Consider the following 17,440-nt stretch of genomic DNA (forward strand, 5'->3'; position numbering starts at 1 on the left):
GCCTAAAAAAGTCGCAGCTCGTTTGAATCAGCACCGCGCATATCGTCATAATCCAAAATAAGGCAAGTAAATCCTCTATCTTGCGCAAGAACGCGCGCTTGTGGACTAATCGTTTGCGCTGCAAAAATTCCGCGAACGGGCTTAAGAAGTGGGTCGCGGTTTAGCAATTCGCAATATCGAGTAAGCTGCTCAACGCCGTCAATTCCGCCATTTCTCTTAATCTCAATAGCCACGTGAACGCCGTTAGAATCCTTAGCCATAATATCCACTGGGCCAATCGCAGTAGGGTATTCGCGTCGAACAAGCTTTGCACCTTTGCCAATGCGTTCAATTTGCTCTGCTAAGTAATGCTGCAAATGTTCTTCCACGCCGTCTTTAACAAGGCCTGGATCCTCGCCTAAGTCGTAGGAAGAATCGCTATAAACGTGTTGCAAAACAATGCGAAGTATGTCGTTGCCCTTTTTTGCTGCGATTTTTAGAACAGTTCCGTTTGCAAAAACAGATTCGGCATTTTCGGCATTAGATTCTGTATTAGATTCGGCATTAGATTCTGCATTAGATTCTGCAGAATTGCAGGAATCGCAAGCCTCGGCAGAATCGCCAGCCTCGCCAGAATCCTTCTCAGCGTGCATCGTGCACGGAGCAACCATCCAATTTAGAGGCTTGTATGAGCCAATCTCCGAAAAAATAAGCACGCTTCCGTCTTCTTTAATAAGCAAAACGCGCTTAGCTGTTGGAAGACTTGCATTAAGCCTACCAGTGTATTCTGCACTACAATCCGCAACAATAATTCGCACACAAAAAGCGTAGCATAAATCGCGTAACTATCTGCACAAAAACTATCTGCCCAAAGCCTCCGCTAAATCGCGATTCTGCCAGCGCTGATGCAACGCGCAATAGCCTCCAAAAAGCAAGAGCCAAATAAGGCCGCCAATCGCAGATCCGCGAGTGTCTTCGCTAATAAACAGCGTTATGTACACAAACACAAAGAAAGCAATCGTTAGCGAATTAAGCAACTTATAATGTGGCATAACAAATCCGTCTGGCATAAAATCAGCCGAAGCGCGGTACTTTCTATGCGTAACCATAATCAAAATGTAAATCATGATTATTACTGCCGAAGACGCAGAAGCAAACACAATAAACGCGCCATGCACTCCAGGAATCGAGTTAATAATCGGCGAGAAAAGGATTAATGCAGCGGAGAAAATGATTGCTCGCGCAGGAACCTTAGTGCGCGAAACTTTGCGCAAATGCGAAAGAACAGGAGAATTAGATTCTAACGCAATTTGATACATGTGTCTTCCTGCAGAATAAAGCAGCGAATTAAGCGCAGAAGACGCTGCCGTAATAACAACAAAGAACACAAGCGCCGAAGCCCAATGAAGCCCCGCATATTGGAAAACCATAATAAACGGAGACATATAAACGCCTTTAGAATCGGTAGCTTTAAATTGTTGCCAAGGAACAATCAGCATGATTGAAGCAAGCGCTCCAACGTAGAAAATCAAGATTCGCATAATAATCTCGTTAATCGCCTTTGGCAAAACTTGGCGAGGATTCTTAGTTTCCGAAACTGTAACGCCTACAAACTCAATAAGCTGGTATGCATAGAACACCATTTGGAAGCTCATCAAAAATGCCAGCCACCCATTTGGCATAAGTGAGAAGTTGTTGAAAATATTGTCAAATCCCGCGTGGCCTGCAGGATTTGTAACGCCACTAATCTGCGTTGCAGGGTAATGGTAACCAATAATAACCATAACTGCAGCAGTTGCAATAAGAGCCACAATCAGCGTTATTTTAATCATTGAGAACCAAAACTCTGTTTCTCCAAATAGCTTTACAGCAACCAGATTTATGCACACTAATGCAGCCAAAAACGCTACTTCTATAAGCCATTTCCAGCTGCTAACGTCTATGCCAAAAGTTTGGAAGAAAGTAACGCAATACGTGCTAACTGCCGTAATCTCACTCATGCCAATAAGCACAAGCACTATCCAATACGACCATCCTGCAAAATTGCCCCAGCCTTTGCCTAAATATCTTGTAATAAAGCTAATAAAAGTGTGCTGATTTGGGTCTTTATACATTAGCTCGCCTATGCCGCGCATAAGCAAAAACATGATTAAGCCAACAATTATGTACACAAACATAATGCTTGGGCCTGTAAGACTAATGGATTTGCCAGAACCCAGGAATAGGCCAGTGCCGATTGTTCCACCTATAGCAATGAATTGTACGTGTCTTTTTGTAAGGCTGCGCTCCATCTTGTTAGTGTGACCATTGTTAGTTTGGCCAATATCACTCATTGCTATAACTCCATTCTTTTAGACGTGAGCTTTCAATTTTATAGGAACCCTTAAATATTGGATTATTATTCCACGCTTTTAAGCGAACTTACAGGATCAATGCGATCTAGCGCTGGGCTGGTTGACCATTGAACAATAAGAGCAAAGATCAGCGTTGCAAAGCCAGCAATCGCATAACTTAGCCAAGATACCTCGACTTCAAAATAAAGTGCTGGCATTCGCAAGGCGTTTGTTAGCAAGCCAGCAACTAGTCTTCCTAGTGGTAAACCAACTAGAACGCCTATTACTGTGAGTGCAAACATCTCTTTATGCACGTAGGCATGAACTTCTTTTTGATAGAACCCAAGAACTTTCAACGTGGCTATCTCTCGAGATCTTTCCGAAATATTGGTGCTTGCAAGTGTAAAGAGTACGGCTAATGCTAAGCCAGCAGCCAAAGTTACTATAAGCGCTACAACAGCATTCATTAAATCGAAGCTAAAAGAGTGTTTCATACGCGTAATGCTCATAACAGCAAGAACACCTTCTTGGTTAGCAAAATTATCGGCGTAACGCATTTTTGCGTCGTCTTTTCCGCGAAGTTGTAGCATTAAAGCGTTGTGTTTAATGGTTTTTCCATTCTTAAAGCCGAATATTTTTTCGTAGCAGCGCGAAGTCATGTATATGTTTGAGCCAATAAGATTGCGAACTACGGCTTGTAACTTTACTTTTGCGTGTTTAAAGTTGGAATTAGTTATTTTAATATAATCTCCGCGAGAAATGTTAAGCGATGATGCCGCGCTTTGAGAAAGAAGAGGCCCGTTATCGTTAAGCGAAATAGTTTGCAAATTGTTATTAACATCTTGAAGATTAACCATTTTAGACAACGTTGCTGAATCTTTAACAACTACAATCTGCACGCTTTCGGAATCTTCAACGCTGCTATTATGTGATTTGCTGTTAGATTTGCTGTTAGATTTAACATTATCTGTATCGTTTTTTGCGATTTCTCCGGAGCTAATGTAGGCAGGCAAAATGGTATCAACAAGATTGTTGGATTTATCTTTTTGCACACTTTTCTTCATATTTTGGAATGCATCTGGAGTGGAAATAGAAATCATATCGTAGTGGTAAATGCCGTCATATTGGCGTATTCCAAGAGTTGCTACAGTATCGTTTAACGCTAAAGCACACACGATTAATGCCGTGCAACCAGCTACGCCGCCAATCGTCATAAATAATCTGCTTTTAAAACGAGCTAGATTTCTTATAGATACTTTGTTTAGGAAGCTTAGACGATTCCAAATAAAAGGTAGATGTTCAAGAAGCACGCGAGCGCCAGCTTTTGGAGATTTTGGACGCAATAATGCCGCTGGAACTTGCCTTGTCTCCCTCCAGCTTACGATTATTGTGCATATTGCAACTGGTATTACAAACGCGAGCACACAAAGCGAGCCGTAAAGCCAGTCGTATCGCAAAACAACTCCAGGAACTGTGTACAATCCGCGCAAAATCTTAAGTAGTAAAGATGGAATTGCTAAGAATCCCAGAATATCGCCTATGCCACCGCCTATAAAGCATGCAAAAATCGCAAAGAAAGCGTGCCTTGTTATTGCTGCGCAACGTCCATAACCTAAGCTTAAGTACGTTCCTATTAGCGCTCGTTCTTCTTCTACCATTCTTGCCATGGCTGTAAGGCTCATCATCATTGCTACTACAAGAAAAAGAACTGGGAAGGCATATCCAAGCGACTGAATTGAAGCTACGTCGGATCGCAAGCGAGCATAGCTGCCATTTTCAACGCGAGTAGCAATATACCATTTTGCTTTAGGAACGTTCTTTTTTACTTCTGGCTTAATTTTTGCGTAAATTTGCGCGCGAGCCTTAGCTAAAACCAAGTCGGAAGCGTTTTTAAGCATTGGCATGTTGGATATAGTCTGATTTACTTTTTGATTTGTCTGGTCTTCTATAACTTGATTTCTGCGCGTTTTTTGGCAATCGCTTTGTACGCTATTTTTAATCTGATTTGAAGCGTCTGCCACAATTGCGCGATACTTTTGCGAAAAATCATTAATGTGGCTAGGCTTTGCCAATCGCACCGATATAGATGTGTATGGGTGGTTATTAGTGCTTTTGCTAGCAGTAGATGTAAAAATTGGATATCTCGATATAACAGAGTTGCGGAAAGCTTTTGACTGATACCCGTTTGGATTGTCTAAATCGTTAACATCCAACACACTTCCTGTGATTAAAATCTTATATTTTTGCTTTTGATTAGTATCATTAGCTAAACCAGAGTTCTGTTGCACATTTAAAAACAGCGTACTACCTATATTCAATCCACTATCGTGCAAAAATCGCTCAGTTACGGCAGCTTGGTGATTATTAGTTGGCATATTGCCGCGCAGTAGATGCAGTCGATTTAGATTTTTAGAATTGTGATTATATTGAACGAGGTTCATTGCGTAAGACAAACTGGCATTATTTAGCGGGTGGGCGGTGGCTTTAAAAGACTTTTCGCCCTCGGCTTCGCTAACAATGGGCAATTTTTTGATTGCTTTAACATCGTTTTTAGTTAATCCAAGAGTAGATACGATTTGCAAGTCGTAAGCTTTGAGATTTGTGTAAACATTGTTTGCACCAAGAAGCATATCGTTGCAGCCTGCGTAGATGCCTGTCATAACAGAAACTCCAAGCATTGCTATAACGGCGAGTACGCAAAAACGGCGCCATTCATGAATCCACATTCGTACGGCGCTAATAAAAACTATTGGCAAAATGGAGTGTGCGCGCTTAGTGCGAATCGCAGTTTTACGCTTGATCATCTTGGATTTTACAGTCTCAATACTCACTACAAATCACCATTCAATATCTGCAATTGCTGTAGGATTTTCTTGAACAGTTTCGCTTACGACTTTTCCAGAATGGAATCGCACAACTTTGTGTGCCATAGGAGCAATCGCCGCGTTATGCGTAATAATAAGAACCGTCATGCCTTCTTTTTGACAAATATCTTGAAGTAATTGCAAAACAGCTTTTCCAGTTTCGTAATCTAATGCGCCCGTTGGCTCGTCGCATAAAAGCAGCTTAGGTTTTTTAGCTAGTGCGCGCGCAATAGAAACTCGCTGCTGCTCGCCGCCCGAAAGCTGGGCTGGAAAATTGTTAAGTCTGTTTTCCAAGCCTACGTCAATAAGTGTTTGAGCTGGGTCAAAATGATCCGAGCAAATCTGGGAAGCAAGCTCCACGTTTTCTAATGCCGTTAAATTTGGAACAAGATTATAAAATTGAAAAACAAATCCAATATCTTCTCTTCGATACTTTACAAGCCCACGGCCATTTAGCTTTGTAACATTTAAATCGCCAACAGTTACGCTACCGCTTGTTGCTGTATCCATGCCGCCTAAAATATTCAATGCTGTAGTTTTTCCAGCTCCCGAAGCGCCTAAAATAACAGTTAGTTTGCCGCGCTCGGCTGTGAAACTGGCATCATCTAGCGCTCGCACGACGCCTGTACCAGATAGGTACTCTTTTACAACATGATCAAATGTTATGTATGCCAAAATTACACCTTACTTATGGGACTTGCTGGGTTTGCGGATGCTCTATTGGAACAGCGATACGCCGCGTCTTGCAGTACAATATGCGTTTCCAAGCCAAGTGTGCCTTGAATTTGGCCAAACAGCGCCAAGACGTGCGGCTCCTTGACTTATCCAAATACTTGGAACCCTTCCATCGGAGCTTTTTGAGCCTAAAAGATTAAAGCCATTTTTGCTTTCAAGCCAATCAGGATGCTGCGTTGCAATTGCTAATCCTTCTTCTAAAGTTAAAGGAAGGCGCTCGTCGGAGTCAATAAGCTTTCTAGCAACATCTGGCTCACGGTTCAAATACGACGTACCCGTATGCGGGTCAATCGCAAGGTAAAATGGCCCTTCTGGAGGCTCAAAACCATCTTGTGGCAAGAAGCTGGCAATATCTCTAGGCGGCATTGTTGTAAACCCAGCCATTCGCTCAATGCTAGTTCGAGAAATCAAAGATTCTGGCGAAACCAGCTCGCGAGTAGGCACAAGAAGAATGTTTGTTCCCAAATCGCTTTGCTCAAGCGCGCGAATAAGTGGCAACGCTAAAGCGCGAAACGCCGCTGCGCTCATATCTGCAACATCTGGGTAGCCGAGTGCAACAATGCGGTCAAGCTGCTTTTGTATTTCTTGCGAAGCAATAGACATAATTACATCTTACGTAAAATTTTCTACAATCGCGAGTGCGACCTAGCTCGATTAATACGCAAATCCGCGCTTTTTAGCTACGATTTCCGCCAATTGTACAGCGTTAAGCGCAGCGCCTTTGCGAAGATTGTCGTTTGTAATAAACATTGCTAATCCGCGCTTTCCATCAACTGCTTGGTCTTGGCGAATGCGTCCAACGTAACTTGCGGACTTTCCTGCAGCAAGTTGAGGAGTAGGAATATCGTCTAGCGCAACGCCAGCGGCCGATTTCAACACATCGCGAGCCATATCTGGAGTTACATCGCGCTCAAATTCGGCATTAATGCTCATTCCGTGACCCGTAAAAACGCCAACGCGCACGCATGTGCAACTCGCTGCAAGCTTTGGCAAGTGCAAAATCTTACGACTTTCGTTGCGAAGCTTTTGCTCCTCGTCGGTTTCTTGCGATCCGTCATCAACAATCGCGCCAATAAATGGTACAACGTTGAATGCGATTGTGCGCACAACTTTGGTTGGTTGCGGAAAGTCAATCGCATCTCCATCAAACACAAGCTTATCCGCGCCCTGATCTAAAGCCGCTTGCGCTTCGTTCATAAGTTGCAACGCGCCAGCTCTGCCAGCTCCCGAAACCGCTTGGTAGGAAGATACAATAAGTCGCTTTAAGCCAAAAGTGTCAGAAAGCGGTTTTAGAACAGGCATGCACGCCATTGTTGTGCAATTAGGATTTGCAACAATCCCACGCGGAATATCGTTCAAATCTTGCGGATTTACTTCTGCAACTACAAGAGGCACATCGTTATGCATACGCCATTGAGAAGAATTATCGATTACTATTGCGCCCGCATCTGCAAATCGTGGCGCCCACACTTTGGATGTTCCACCGCCTGCGGAGAAAATCGCAATGTCAATTCCGCTTAAATCTGCTTTTTCTACGTCTTCTACAACAACATCTTTGCCGCGATAGTTCAAAACGGTTCCAGCAGAGTGTGCGGAAGCCAAAAATCGCAAGTTTTTAATTGGAAAATCGCGCTCGTCTAATACGCGGCGCATAACCATTCCGACTTGGCCAGTGGCGCCTAAAACCGCAAGGTTTACGCCCGTGTTGCTTATAATTGCCATTTTGTCTCCCTTATTCTGCGATTTTGCGTGATTTTCTTTGATTTTTGCGCGCGATCAGCGCCCGCTTCCTCCATAAACAACAGCTTCGACTTTACTTGCGTCTAATCCGTAGGCTGTGTGAAGTGCGCGAACCGCCTCGTCGAGCTGTTTTACTGGAACAATCGCCGCAATGCGAATCTCGGATGTGGAAATCATAAGAATATTAATTCCGTGATCGCTTAGAGCTGTAAAGAAGGTGGCTGCAAGACCGGAATAAGTTTTCATTCCAACGCCAACAACTGCGACTTTTCCAACAGAAGGGTCTACATCCATAGACGTAAATTGCAATTCGCCGCGCGCGCCCTGCAAAACCTTGCAAACGGCGTCTAAAGCCGAGCTTGGAGCTGTAAGAGATATATCTGCCGTCTCTGTGGATGCGCTTGCCTGGGCAATCATGTCTATGTTAACGTCTGCAGCAGCAAGAGTTGTAAATACTTTTGCAGCGTTTCCAGGCTTATCGGGAACGCCTCGAAGAGTAATCATGGATTCGCTTCTATCGTGCGCAACGCCAGAAATCACAGGTGTCTCTGGGCCTAAGTCTGGGAATAAATCGCCCATTGTTGAACGAATATCTACATTTGCTATTTTATTTGCCATTTTTGCCGCCTTCTGTCTATTGCCTATGTCTATTGTCTTTTCTTATTTACTTTGTATTATTTACCGTCTTATGTCGTATTTTATGCTGTGTTTTATGCCTATATCTTTTAATAAATAATTAACTTAGATTTGGCAGGCTCTTTGGATCTACGCCATTAGGAACAACCAAAGTGCCATTTCTGTGCGAAAAAGAGCTTCGAACGTGCAATGGCATGCTAAATCGTTGCGCATATTCAACGCATCGCAAAGCCAAAACGCGCGATCCGCAAGACGACATTTCTAGCATTGAATCGTAGTCAATAACGGGGATTCGCTTTGCTGTTGGAACAATTCTAGGGTCTGCTGTAAAAACGCCATCAACGTCTGTGTAAATCTCGCAAATATCCGCACCCAAAGCTACAGCCAGCGCCACTGCCGAAGTATCTGAGCCGCCTCGCCCAAGCGTTGTGTCGTCGCCAATCTCGCTAATTCCTTGGAATCCTGCAACAATAGCAACACTGCCTTTTTTAAGCGCGTGCTGAACGCGATCTGGCTTAACAGCGCGAATATGCGCCGCTCCGAATTGCGCGTCCGTCATAAAACCAGCTTGCGAACCTGTAAAAGAGTATGCGTGCGAGCCTTGCGCGTGAATCGCCATTGCTAGAAGGCTCATAGAAATGCGCTCTCCTGCAGTCATAAGCATATCCATCTCTCGTGCAGGCGGATGCGCGTTTACGCTCATTGCTTGGTCAATCAGATTGTCTGTTGTATCTCCCATAGCCGAAACAACAACCGCAACGTCGTTTCCAGCAGCTTTTGTATCGAGAATCCTTTTTGCTACGCGTTGAATTGCGTCCGTGTCTTCTACAGACGAACCGCCGTATTTCTGCACTATAAGAGCCACTCTAACCCCTTATGTTCAGCCGTATGCTTCTAAAGCACGCGCGTTAGAAGAACTAATCTAAAATCAGACTACAAAATCAGATTACCAAGCGTGCTCTATTTATTTTTATTTATTTTTATTTTGCAATATATTAGTGGCGTGCATTCTGGCTAGCGGCTGCTTGCGACTTTTCCGCGTGCAATTTCTGCGTGCAATCTTCAAACATCTTGTCTTCCTGCAAAAGCGCGCCCAAGAGTCACTTCGTCTGCATATTCAAGGTCTCCGCCGACTGGCAATCCGCTTGCTAGCCTAGTCACCTTTATGCCTAGCGGTTCAAGCAGTCGTGCTAAATACGTAACTGTTGCTTCGCCTTCTATATTTGGATCCAGCGCTAAAATAACCTCTTTTACTTGCGCATCTTTTAAGCGCTCAAGCAGTTGCGTTATTTTTAAGTCTGCAGGCCCCACGTTTGCCATTGGGTTAATCGCTCCGCCCAAAACGTGGTAAACGCCTGCGTATTCGTGCGTGCGCTCAATGCTCATAATGTCTTTTGGCTCTTCTACAACGCATATTTTTGTGTGGTCTCTTCTGGGGTCTAAGCAAACAACGCATGGGCTTTTTTCACACACGTTTCCACAAATTTCGCAAAATCGCACGTTTTCTTTTAAGTCGTTAATTGAGTCGATTAGTTCTTGCGCTTGCACGTTAGAAGACGAGAGTATGTAAAATGCGATTCGTTGTGCGCCTTTTGGACCGATTCCAGGAAGGCTAGAAAATGCGTCTATAACTCTGCCGATTGCGCCTTCGTATGATGACACATTATGCATTTATTTCTCTTTCTTCTTTTTGCGAGCGTGTGCGTTTTTAGGATTATTTGGGTCGCTTGCGCTGAATTCTTTTACAGATTTGACTTCAAACATTTTTTCCAAGTCGTCTATACTCAAATTTGTGGCGGATTCTAAAGACTCGTCTTGCATTGAGCATTCGTCTTCTTGAGCGCCATTTATGACTTCTAAAGAATGAGTTTGCGCTTGCGATGAAACTTGCGATGAAACTTGCGATTGCTGAGCTTCTTTTGCTTCATGCATTTCTTGCACATTTTGCGCACTGCTAAATGGCTTTATTGCTTGCTTTTCTTGCTGACTAGGCAGTGCTTGCGGTTGCTGAGTTTGAGCTTGCGCTTGCGATTTATATTGCGACTGCGATTTATCTTGCGACTGTGTAGATGCAATCACATCTCCCATTGGAGCAGAAGCCATACTAGCCCAAGCGTCATCTTGCGATTCGTCTAAAGAATTATCTAAAGAATTATCGCTGCCTAAAGGGCTATCAGCGCTCAACTCGCTTTTTTCGCTTGTTTTTTTGCCAAATCCTTTTACAATTCCAGCTTTGCGCATAAGTAATTCGCGCTTAACTTGCGCAAGCTTTTGCGGATCCATTTTTGCTACAGACTCAACTTTTTGCCCGTTTTCTGCAACCGAATCAGGCGCGATTGAAACGTCTTTACCAAAAACGTCTTTTACTTTGCTCATAACAACAACTGGCACTTTTTTGCCATCGTAAGGAGCAGTCGTGCAAAGAGCAAGCGCAAAAGCATGCTGACTTATAGGCTCGTCAAAAGTTAATACAAGCTTTCTTTTTAGCGGATTGCTTTCATCTAATCTAACTTTTGGAACGTGATTTCGCTCTACGTATTCGCGAACGTCGTTTGGAAGACTTTTAACAAGATTGTTCCAAGATTCGTCAACGTCTAAAATTTGAGGCTCGTTTGCATTCACATTTGTGTTTTCTGGCTGTTCTGGCCACTTTGCAACTGTTTCAGCATTTTCAATCGCATTTGTAATAACAGATTTTTGAGTGTTTTGCGCATTATTTTGAGTAGCGTTTTGCGCATTGTTCTGCATTATGCTTGCAGACTCGGTTGCGTTTGTAAACCCAGCTGCATTTGCATTTTTAGTTTCGTCGGCCGAGCCAATAAAATGCTTTACGTTCGCTTTTGGCGCTTCAACATTTTTTGCATAAATTTGCGTTTTAACGTTTTCACTCGAATCCGTTCTAGTGCAAAGCAGGCGCGCAACAAGAATTTCAAGATTCATTCTAGGCGAAACAGCATTTGCCATCCCAGCAAAAGCATTATTTACGATTTCTGCCATTCTAGACAAGCTTTGCAAAGTGAGCTGACTTGACTGACGTTGCAAATCTTGCATGTCTTCTGGAGATAAATCCCCAAGCAAGTTTTTAGCACTATCTATTCCAGCAGAAGACAATAGCAATAAATCGCGCAAGCGACCAAGCAAATCTTCTACAAACTTGCGACTATCGAAGCCTCCAACAATAACTTTTTGCACAGTTTCGTAAAGTTTTGCTCCATCTTTTTCAATAAGAGCGTCAACAACATCCCCAATTAAGTTAGAAGGCGTAAATCCAAGAAGAGCAACTGCAGAATCTAGCGATATAACGCCATCTACGGACCCAATCATCAACTGGTCTAGCACAGAAAGAGTATCTCGCATTGATCCGCCGCCTGCTCGCATAGCAAGTCGAAGGACGCCTTTTTGCGCTTTAATTCCTTCTTTTTGGCAAATGTTTTCTAAATACGGACCCATTACTTCTGGTGGCACAAGTCTAAACGGGTAGTGGTGAGTTCTGGAGCGGATTGTTCCAATCACCTTATCTGGCTCAGTCGTAGCAAAAATAAACATAACGTGCTCGGGCGGCTCTTCCACAATCTTAAGCAAAGCGTTAAAGCCTTGAGGAGTTACCATATGAGCTTCGTCTAAAATAAAAATCTTATATCTATCTCTAGCTGGCGCAAATCCTGCGCGCTCGCGCAATTCTCTAGCGTCGTCAACACCGTTGTGGCTTGCTGCGTCTATTTCTACAACGTCTATAGAACCTGGACCGCCTGTTGCAAGATCTTTGCAGCTTTTGCATTTTCCGCATGGCTTAGAAGTTGGGCCTTGTTCGCAATTAATGCATCGCGCTAAAATTCGTGCCGAACTTGTTTTTCCACATCCGCGCGGACCAGAAAATAGGTACGCGTGCGTAATTTTGCCTTGATCAAGCGCTCTAATAAGCGGAATCGTAACCTGATTTTGACCAATAACACCTTCAAAAGTGTCTGGTCTATATCTTCGATACAACGCAAGTGCCATAACTATAACCTACCGCCAACTAGATATTAACTTAAATCCGCTTACTGTTTAAGCAAATCATCTGTTCCATTTTAAGCATCTAAGCACTAACATGCTAACGATGCGCACTCTACTACATGCTACATTATGGTTCACTCGCTACAATCAACTAAACCTGCTTTAGCGCTTACAGTTATTCTAGAGGCCATTGGAACGTGTAAAGGAACGCTTAATCTTAGCGATACATCGTTATCTTTTTCTACACAAGACTCGATTTTCGCATTGTTTGCTGTAGCTGTGTTTTGCGCGATTTTGCAAGCGTCTCCGTGCATGTTTTGTATAGCAACCGCTCCAGATATTGCGGATGCATTTGCTAACGCGTAGGCGCGATGTTTGGAAACAAGAATCGTTCCAATAACCGCACAAAGAACCAGAATAGAGCAGATTGCGGTTACTAATCCTATGCCAAGCATAGTTCCAGATCCGCAATCCGCTCCGCGTGAATGTTTAGTTTCTAAGCATTGCGTTATTAATCGCTTAGCTCTTTTTTGACTCATATTAAAACCTGACTAATGCGCGCTTCTACTTGCATTGGTAAAACCTTCAGCGGGTCTGGCACGACTGGGCAACTAACAACAATATTTGCCATATTTCCAACATATTCGACTTTTACAGAACTATTTTTTCCAGATACTTTATGCACTATGTTTTGAGCTTCTTTAGAATCGTGTGTAGATGCAATGTAATAGGCAACTTGGCCTGCTGCATCGTTGCAATTCATTGTATTTACTACTGATTTGCCTACAAAAATTAACACTATAGCAAGAATTGCAACTGTAGGTAGAATAATCGCAAATTCTGCGGTTACTGCACCTGAATCTTTAACATTTTTAATATTTTTAGCATCTTTAGTGAATTTAGTGCTTTTAGTGTGCTTGTAACTATTTATGCTCGTATTTTTTGCATTCCTTTTGTTGAAAATATTTAAAAACGTATAATTCTTCATTTTTCTCATTTCTTTCGCATTAGTGAATCTCCAATTAGTGTTTATGCTTAGTTATTTAGCATTCGTTTAATCTTGTTTAACTGAATCTTGTTTAATCTCATCAAATCTTGTTAAATATCAACAAGAGCTCAGAATGTTTCACACAATGTTTCACGCGTATATTCTTCTGTACATTAGCTAACGTGCAAAGCTCTTTTAACAAGTTCGCCAATAGCTTTTTGCACAGCTTCCGACTTAGCAATAGCAATAAGAACTGTTGCAAAAGCTGTAGCAGCTATAAGAACAACCGCATATTCTGCAGTAACTGCTCCTTCGTCTAGTTTCTTTAGACTGTTATTCAAGCGGTTTTTCATACTATTGCACGCCTGTTCTGCTTTAATCAATCCTTTGTTTGCGTTTATTGTAAACTCGCAACAAAGTTTTGAAAATGCTTTAGCAATTGTTTGCATGTTACTTACCTTCCTTTCTTTTATTTATTGTTTATTTTTTATTTATGTACCCAGTTTGGATACAAATTTTTTAAGTGCCATTTTTGCGCGCGACTATCAATCTGCAAAAACCTTTTATATTAGTGCATAAATGATGCAACTGTTGGCAAAATGCCAACAAAAATAAACGCTGGCAAAAAGCACAATCCAACTGGCAAAAGAAGTCGTACAGAAAGTTTAGAACTTTCTTTTTTTGCAACGTTCTTCATTGATTGCTCGTAGTTTTGCAAAACGGCGTTAAGTACTGGTACGGGGGAGCTTCCATAAATCCAAGATTCACGCAAAGAATTTTTTAGCCATGTGCTTAAAATCAAAGACGTGTAAGCGTTCTTATCTTTTTTACTAAAGCAAACATGTGGCTCACTCCAAGCTTCTCTCCAAGTGCTGCCCGAAATAAGCGCTTTAGAAACGCGACTTAGCCAAATTCCTTTTGATGCAGGCAAAGAACAACCAACTACGTCTAGCGCTCTAGTTATTGCAACACCACTTTTTAGTGCAACTATTATCATTTGCAAACCAAGAATCGGATCTATATCGCTTATTATGTTTTGTCTAAAATCGTAAGTGTTTTGCATAAAAACGCTCGGCTTAACAGCGCGCTCATAGAGCGAGCTAGATGCCATTTGCTTAGAAAAAAGTTTGCACAAAATAATTATGTATGCAACTAAAATAAGCCAAATAATAATTGCTCTTAGCATTTATCCTCCTTTACTGCATTAAGTTTTGACTAAAATACTTCTTAGATTATTTTTTTTTATTGCTGTTTTGTTCGCGTTTTAATTGCCATTAAAAGAAGCAGATTGCATTGCGTTTCTAGAATTTTTAAGAATGCGCGCAACCCAAATAACTCCAACCGCGTAAAATGCCATTCCAACGCTTAAAAGCGTATAACCTTTGTAGCTAGTAAAAATCATTAGTATTGGGTTTGCTCCCAAAAGCTGACCAGTTAAAAGAGACAAAAACGGTAGTGCAATAAGTAACTTAATAGTGGCTTTTGGCATTGCAAAAACTTCTGCGCTTAAGTCATCAACCCTTTTGTTTGCATAATAAGAATCCGCAACAGCTTGAACGCAATCTGCCATTGGGCAGCCAATCGAATTACTCAACTTGTATACACTCATAAGAGATTGCGCTATTTTACGAATGTCTTTTTGTTTTTTGGCATTTTTATAATTTTTTGTATTTTTTGTGTTCTTCGCGTTTTTGAAAGAGCTATCTAAGCTAGACTCTATTGTGCTTTCGCTTAGTCTAGAGTCAAACCACTGTAATATGGATTCTGCATTTATTTGTTTGTTGTATGCTTTGCGCGCATCGCCATTAACATTGCAATCGGAGCATACGCTAATAATCGACTCAAACGAAGCTCCCGATTTTAAAGATGCAACAAGAGATGCTAGCGACTCTTCAATACTCATGTTAAATCCTTTGTTAGCTCATTTTTTCTTGTTAGTTTGCTTGTTTTGCCTGTTTTGCTTTTTGATTGTTAAGCTCTTAAAACGATTTGCGAATTTAACGGTAAATGCCATTTAGATGAAAAATCTTTCCACGCTAAAGTGGCCTCTATTTGTGCGCCTTTAACTCTTAAAACAGGAACACCTTCCAGAGCGCCAGAATCATTAGATCTTAAAACTCCAAGCTCCTTTACAACGCGCATTCCATTTACTCGCTCAACGTGAATAACAACATCGAATGCATCTGCAGCAAGAGCGCAAAGTGCCATTGGCTCCAGCCCTGCGAGCAGACCAAGTGCCATTAATCGTGCTGGAACTTTTTGCACTTTATCCGCGTGCAAAGTCGTCATTCCGCCTTTGTGTCCGCATGTAAAAACGCGCAATAAATCAGCGATTTCTTTTCCTCTGCATTCTCCTAAAATGATTCTGTCGGGTCTCATTCGCAAAGTGGCTTTTACAAGCTCTTGTAAATCAATGCATCCTGCGCCTTCAACGTTTGCCTCTCTTGTTGCTAAAGAAACGTAATCGTTAGAAACGCATCCCAATTCCCTAGTTTCTTCAACAGTAACTATTCTGTCTTTTGGATTACAAGAAGCTAACAGAGCCTTCATAAGTGTTGTTTTTCCCGAACCCGTGCTACCTGTAATCAAAATATTTGCGCGACTTTCAACAAGTAAATAAAGAATTCTAGATAGTTCAATTGGAAACATGCCTTTGCTACTAAGCTCCGTTAAACAATAGTGTTTTAACGCGGGGAAACGAATCGAAATAGCAGCTCCGCTCAAAACTATTGGTGCAATAAGAGCGTGAATGCGCACGCCAAGTGGGCTAGAAGCGTCTGCAATCGGGCATGCGTCGTCTAATCGTTTACCCAATTGAGCACAAAGCCAGACTGCATATTCGCGCAAAACGCTGGGATTATCAAACGGGATTCTTGGATTGTATTCATTAAGTCCCAGACCAAAGTCTGCCCAAACTCTTCCCTCGTCTGTAACAACAATATCCGTTACATTCGGATTATCTGCAATATCTTGCAAAATTCCAAAATCAATATCTTGTAAAGCCATGCCTACCACCCACTATTTTTGAAAATCTGCCAAACGCATAAGAAGAATCACCTTGTGTACTAGATGCCATTAAACCCGATTTGCGCGAGTCGCCAAGCAGCCATACGGTGATTTTTTCTACCGCACTTTGCGCGCATTTTGGTATGCTTCTAATCCCATATCCGCCAATTATGTCTTCGTACATCTTAGAATCGTGACCAATTGGGCCTTCTACATTGCAAAGCAAATAATCACAAGCTTCTGTAATCTCTACTGGGCAAAATCTGCTAGAAAGCCCGCGTGGATTTAAGCCTGCAACAATATAAGTTAGATTCTCGGCGTAATTTTTATGATCCGACTCTAGATTTTTTAGATGCGCTCGCAATCGAGCTAAACCTAAAACGCTAAGCTCCGATGCAAAAATTGTTGGAACATTCGCTAGAGTTGGAAGACTTTGTAAAAGCCTTCTTGCCGAAAATCCAGATCCAATATCTACAATCACAACGTCGCAAGCTTTAGCAAGACCTCTAATTGCAGCCTCAATAACCCACGGCTTAGGCTCCTGATTTTTCCAAGGAGAATAGGCCAAAATATCCACGTTGTTCCAGTGCAAAAGCTCGCAACGCAAAACGTAGCCGTCTAATCTTCCTAAAGGAGCTTGAACCTCTTGCAATCTTCTGCCTTCGTCTTGCTCTAATCCAAGCAAAACATCTAAACCGCCATTAGAAATATCTGCGTCGATTAAAGCTACAACGTATTTTTTACTAGCAATATTACTTGCAAGAAGTGCAAGAGTAGTACTTAAGCCAATTCCGCTATTTGCTGCTGAACCAATTACAACATTTTTTGGAAAAGGCTTTAGTGAATAGTTCAAGCTTCCAGTAGTTTCTTGAGCAACACTATTGTCTTTAAGAACACGATTATTTATAACGCCAAAATCTTTGTTAAACGTAGGATTTTCAGCCAGTTCATAACTGCGATTAAAAGATGCAATAACAGTTGAGTCGTTAACATTGTTAGACTGATTAATGGCGTTTTTAAGCGCACTCGCCTGCGGAGGGTACGTGTTAAGTACCCTAGCGGCGCACGAAGGCGCATCGTAGTTATCAATACTCATATTGCTCATGCAGCTATTGAATCGCATACAAAATAAATAAGCAATACTTTTGTAAGAATGTGGTTAA

17 protein-coding genes are annotated in these 17,440 nt (G+C 42.1%); all 17 read right to left on the reverse strand.

Going from position 1 to position 17,440, the window contains the following annotated elements; all coding sequences use genetic code 11:
* Nucleotides 1-2: 2 nt before the first annotated feature.
* Complete coding sequence (gene nucS / locus HXT30_RS05730; protein ID WP_422111523.1) at nucleotides 3-797, reverse strand: endonuclease NucS; 795 nt, start codon at nucleotides 795-797, stop codon at nucleotides 3-5.
* Nucleotides 798-839: 42 nt separating this feature from the next.
* Nucleotides 840-2,312: an amino acid permease gene (locus HXT30_RS05735; RefSeq protein WP_422111524.1), complete on the reverse strand. Its 1,473-nt coding sequence runs from the start codon at nucleotides 2,310-2,312 to the stop codon at nucleotides 840-842.
* A gap of 65 nt (nucleotides 2,313-2,377) precedes the next feature.
* Nucleotides 2,378-5,143 carry an ABC transporter permease gene (locus HXT30_RS05740; RefSeq protein ID WP_422111525.1) on the reverse strand — a complete coding sequence of 922 codons (2,766 nt, stop codon included), beginning with the start codon at nucleotides 5,141-5,143 and terminating at the stop codon, nucleotides 2,378-2,380.
* A 6-nt stretch (nucleotides 5,144-5,149) separates the two neighbouring features.
* Nucleotides 5,150-5,851 (reverse strand): ABC transporter ATP-binding protein, encoded by a 702-nt coding sequence (locus HXT30_RS05745; RefSeq protein ID WP_422111526.1) that lies wholly within the window; start codon nucleotides 5,849-5,851, stop codon nucleotides 5,150-5,152.
* Between the two features lie 42 nt (nucleotides 5,852-5,893).
* Complete coding sequence (locus HXT30_RS05750) at nucleotides 5,894-6,514, reverse strand: DUF5701 family protein (RefSeq protein ID WP_004131086.1); 621 nt, start codon at nucleotides 6,512-6,514, stop codon at nucleotides 5,894-5,896.
* A gap of 51 nt (nucleotides 6,515-6,565) precedes the next feature.
* Nucleotides 6,566-7,633 carry an aspartate-semialdehyde dehydrogenase gene (locus HXT30_RS05755; protein ID WP_422111527.1) on the reverse strand — a complete coding sequence of 356 codons (1,068 nt, stop codon included), beginning with the start codon at nucleotides 7,631-7,633 and terminating at the stop codon, nucleotides 6,566-6,568.
* 54 nt (nucleotides 7,634-7,687) lie between these two features.
* Complete coding sequence (locus tag HXT30_RS05760) at nucleotides 7,688-8,269, reverse strand: ACT domain-containing protein (protein ID WP_004132324.1); 582 nt, start codon at nucleotides 8,267-8,269, stop codon at nucleotides 7,688-7,690.
* A 118-nt stretch (nucleotides 8,270-8,387) separates the two neighbouring features.
* Nucleotides 8,388-9,152 carry an aspartate kinase gene (locus HXT30_RS05765; RefSeq protein WP_004131083.1) on the reverse strand — a complete coding sequence of 255 codons (765 nt, stop codon included), beginning with the start codon at nucleotides 9,150-9,152 and terminating at the stop codon, nucleotides 8,388-8,390.
* A 197-nt stretch (nucleotides 9,153-9,349) separates the two neighbouring features.
* Nucleotides 9,350-9,958: a recombination mediator RecR gene (recR, locus tag HXT30_RS05770; protein ID WP_016636081.1), complete on the reverse strand. Its 609-nt coding sequence runs from the start codon at nucleotides 9,956-9,958 to the stop codon at nucleotides 9,350-9,352.
* Entirely contained in the window at nucleotides 9,959-12,286 is a 2,328-nt protein-coding gene (locus tag HXT30_RS05775; RefSeq protein ID WP_016636080.1) for a DNA polymerase III subunit gamma and tau, read from the reverse strand.
* A gap of 131 nt (nucleotides 12,287-12,417) precedes the next feature.
* Complete coding sequence (locus tag HXT30_RS05780; RefSeq protein ID WP_016636079.1) at nucleotides 12,418-12,822, reverse strand: Rv3654c family TadE-like protein; 405 nt, start codon at nucleotides 12,820-12,822, stop codon at nucleotides 12,418-12,420.
* Nucleotides 12,819-13,271: a TadE/TadG family type IV pilus assembly protein gene (locus HXT30_RS05785; protein WP_032813680.1), complete on the reverse strand. Its 453-nt coding sequence runs from the start codon at nucleotides 13,269-13,271 to the stop codon at nucleotides 12,819-12,821. Before HXT30_RS05785 ends, HXT30_RS05780 begins: the two co-directional genes overlap by 4 nt.
* Nucleotides 13,272-13,444: 173 nt before the next feature.
* Complete coding sequence (locus HXT30_RS05790; protein ID WP_016636077.1) at nucleotides 13,445-13,720, reverse strand: DUF4244 domain-containing protein; 276 nt, start codon at nucleotides 13,718-13,720, stop codon at nucleotides 13,445-13,447.
* Nucleotides 13,721-13,839: 119 nt separating this feature from the next.
* The gene (locus HXT30_RS05795; protein ID WP_016636076.1) at nucleotides 13,840-14,457 is read right to left on the reverse strand and encodes a type II secretion system F family protein; all 618 of its coding nucleotides are present in this window, start codon (nucleotides 14,455-14,457) and stop codon (nucleotides 13,840-13,842) included.
* 78 nt (nucleotides 14,458-14,535) lie between these two features.
* The gene (locus HXT30_RS05800; protein WP_016636075.1) at nucleotides 14,536-15,174 is read right to left on the reverse strand and encodes a type II secretion system F family protein; all 639 of its coding nucleotides are present in this window, start codon (nucleotides 15,172-15,174) and stop codon (nucleotides 14,536-14,538) included.
* Between the two features lie 68 nt (nucleotides 15,175-15,242).
* Nucleotides 15,243-16,277, reverse strand: coding sequence for a CpaF family protein (locus HXT30_RS05805; RefSeq protein WP_016636074.1), 1,035 nt, complete (start codon nucleotides 16,275-16,277; stop codon nucleotides 15,243-15,245).
* The gene (locus tag HXT30_RS05810; protein ID WP_422111528.1) at nucleotides 16,258-17,382 is read right to left on the reverse strand and encodes a hypothetical protein; all 1,125 of its coding nucleotides are present in this window, start codon (nucleotides 17,380-17,382) and stop codon (nucleotides 16,258-16,260) included. Before HXT30_RS05810 ends, HXT30_RS05805 begins: the two co-directional genes overlap by 20 nt.
* Nucleotides 17,383-17,440 lie beyond the last annotated feature (58 nt).

It is taken from the genome of Gardnerella sp. DNF00571G, from assembly GCF_049262695.1.
GTDB classification, from domain to species: domain Bacteria; phylum Actinomycetota; class Actinomycetes; order Actinomycetales; family Bifidobacteriaceae; genus Bifidobacterium; species Bifidobacterium piotii.

Coding starts and splice junctions, on each gene's coding strand:
- HXT30_RS05735 (WP_422111524.1), bottom strand. CDS start 2,312: ATGAGTGATATTGGCCAAACTAACAATGGTCACACTAACAAGATGGAG.
- HXT30_RS05750 (WP_004131086.1), bottom strand. CDS start 6,514: ATGTCTATTGCTTCGCAAGAAATACAAAAGCAGCTTGACCGCATTGTT.
- HXT30_RS05755 (WP_422111527.1), bottom strand. CDS start 7,633: ATGGCAATTATAAGCAACACGGGCGTAAACCTTGCGGTTTTAGGCGCC.
- HXT30_RS05760 (WP_004132324.1), bottom strand. CDS start 8,269: ATGGCAAATAAAATAGCAAATGTAGATATTCGTTCAACAATGGGCGAT.
- recR (WP_016636081.1), bottom strand. CDS start 9,958: ATGCATAATGTGTCATCATACGAAGGCGCAATCGGCAGAGTTATAGAC.
- HXT30_RS05775 (WP_016636080.1), bottom strand. CDS start 12,286: ATGGCACTTGCGTTGTATCGAAGATATAGACCAGACACTTTTGAAGGT.
- HXT30_RS05780 (WP_016636079.1), bottom strand. CDS start 12,822: ATGAGTCAAAAAAGAGCTAAGCGATTAATAACGCAATGCTTAGAAACT.
- HXT30_RS05785 (WP_032813680.1), bottom strand. CDS start 13,271: ATGAAGAATTATACGTTTTTAAATATTTTCAACAAAAGGAATGCAAAA.
- HXT30_RS05790 (WP_016636077.1), bottom strand. CDS start 13,720: ATGCAAACAATTGCTAAAGCATTTTCAAAACTTTGTTGCGAGTTTACA.
- HXT30_RS05795 (WP_016636076.1), bottom strand. CDS start 14,457: ATGCTAAGAGCAATTATTATTTGGCTTATTTTAGTTGCATACATAATT.
- HXT30_RS05800 (WP_016636075.1), bottom strand. CDS start 15,174: ATGAGTATTGAAGAGTCGCTAGCATCTCTTGTTGCATCTTTAAAATCG.
- HXT30_RS05805 (WP_016636074.1), bottom strand. CDS start 16,277: ATGGCTTTACAAGATATTGATTTTGGAATTTTGCAAGATATTGCAGAT.
- HXT30_RS05810 (WP_422111528.1), bottom strand. CDS start 17,382: ATGAGCAATATGAGTATTGATAACTACGATGCGCCTTCGTGCGCCGCT.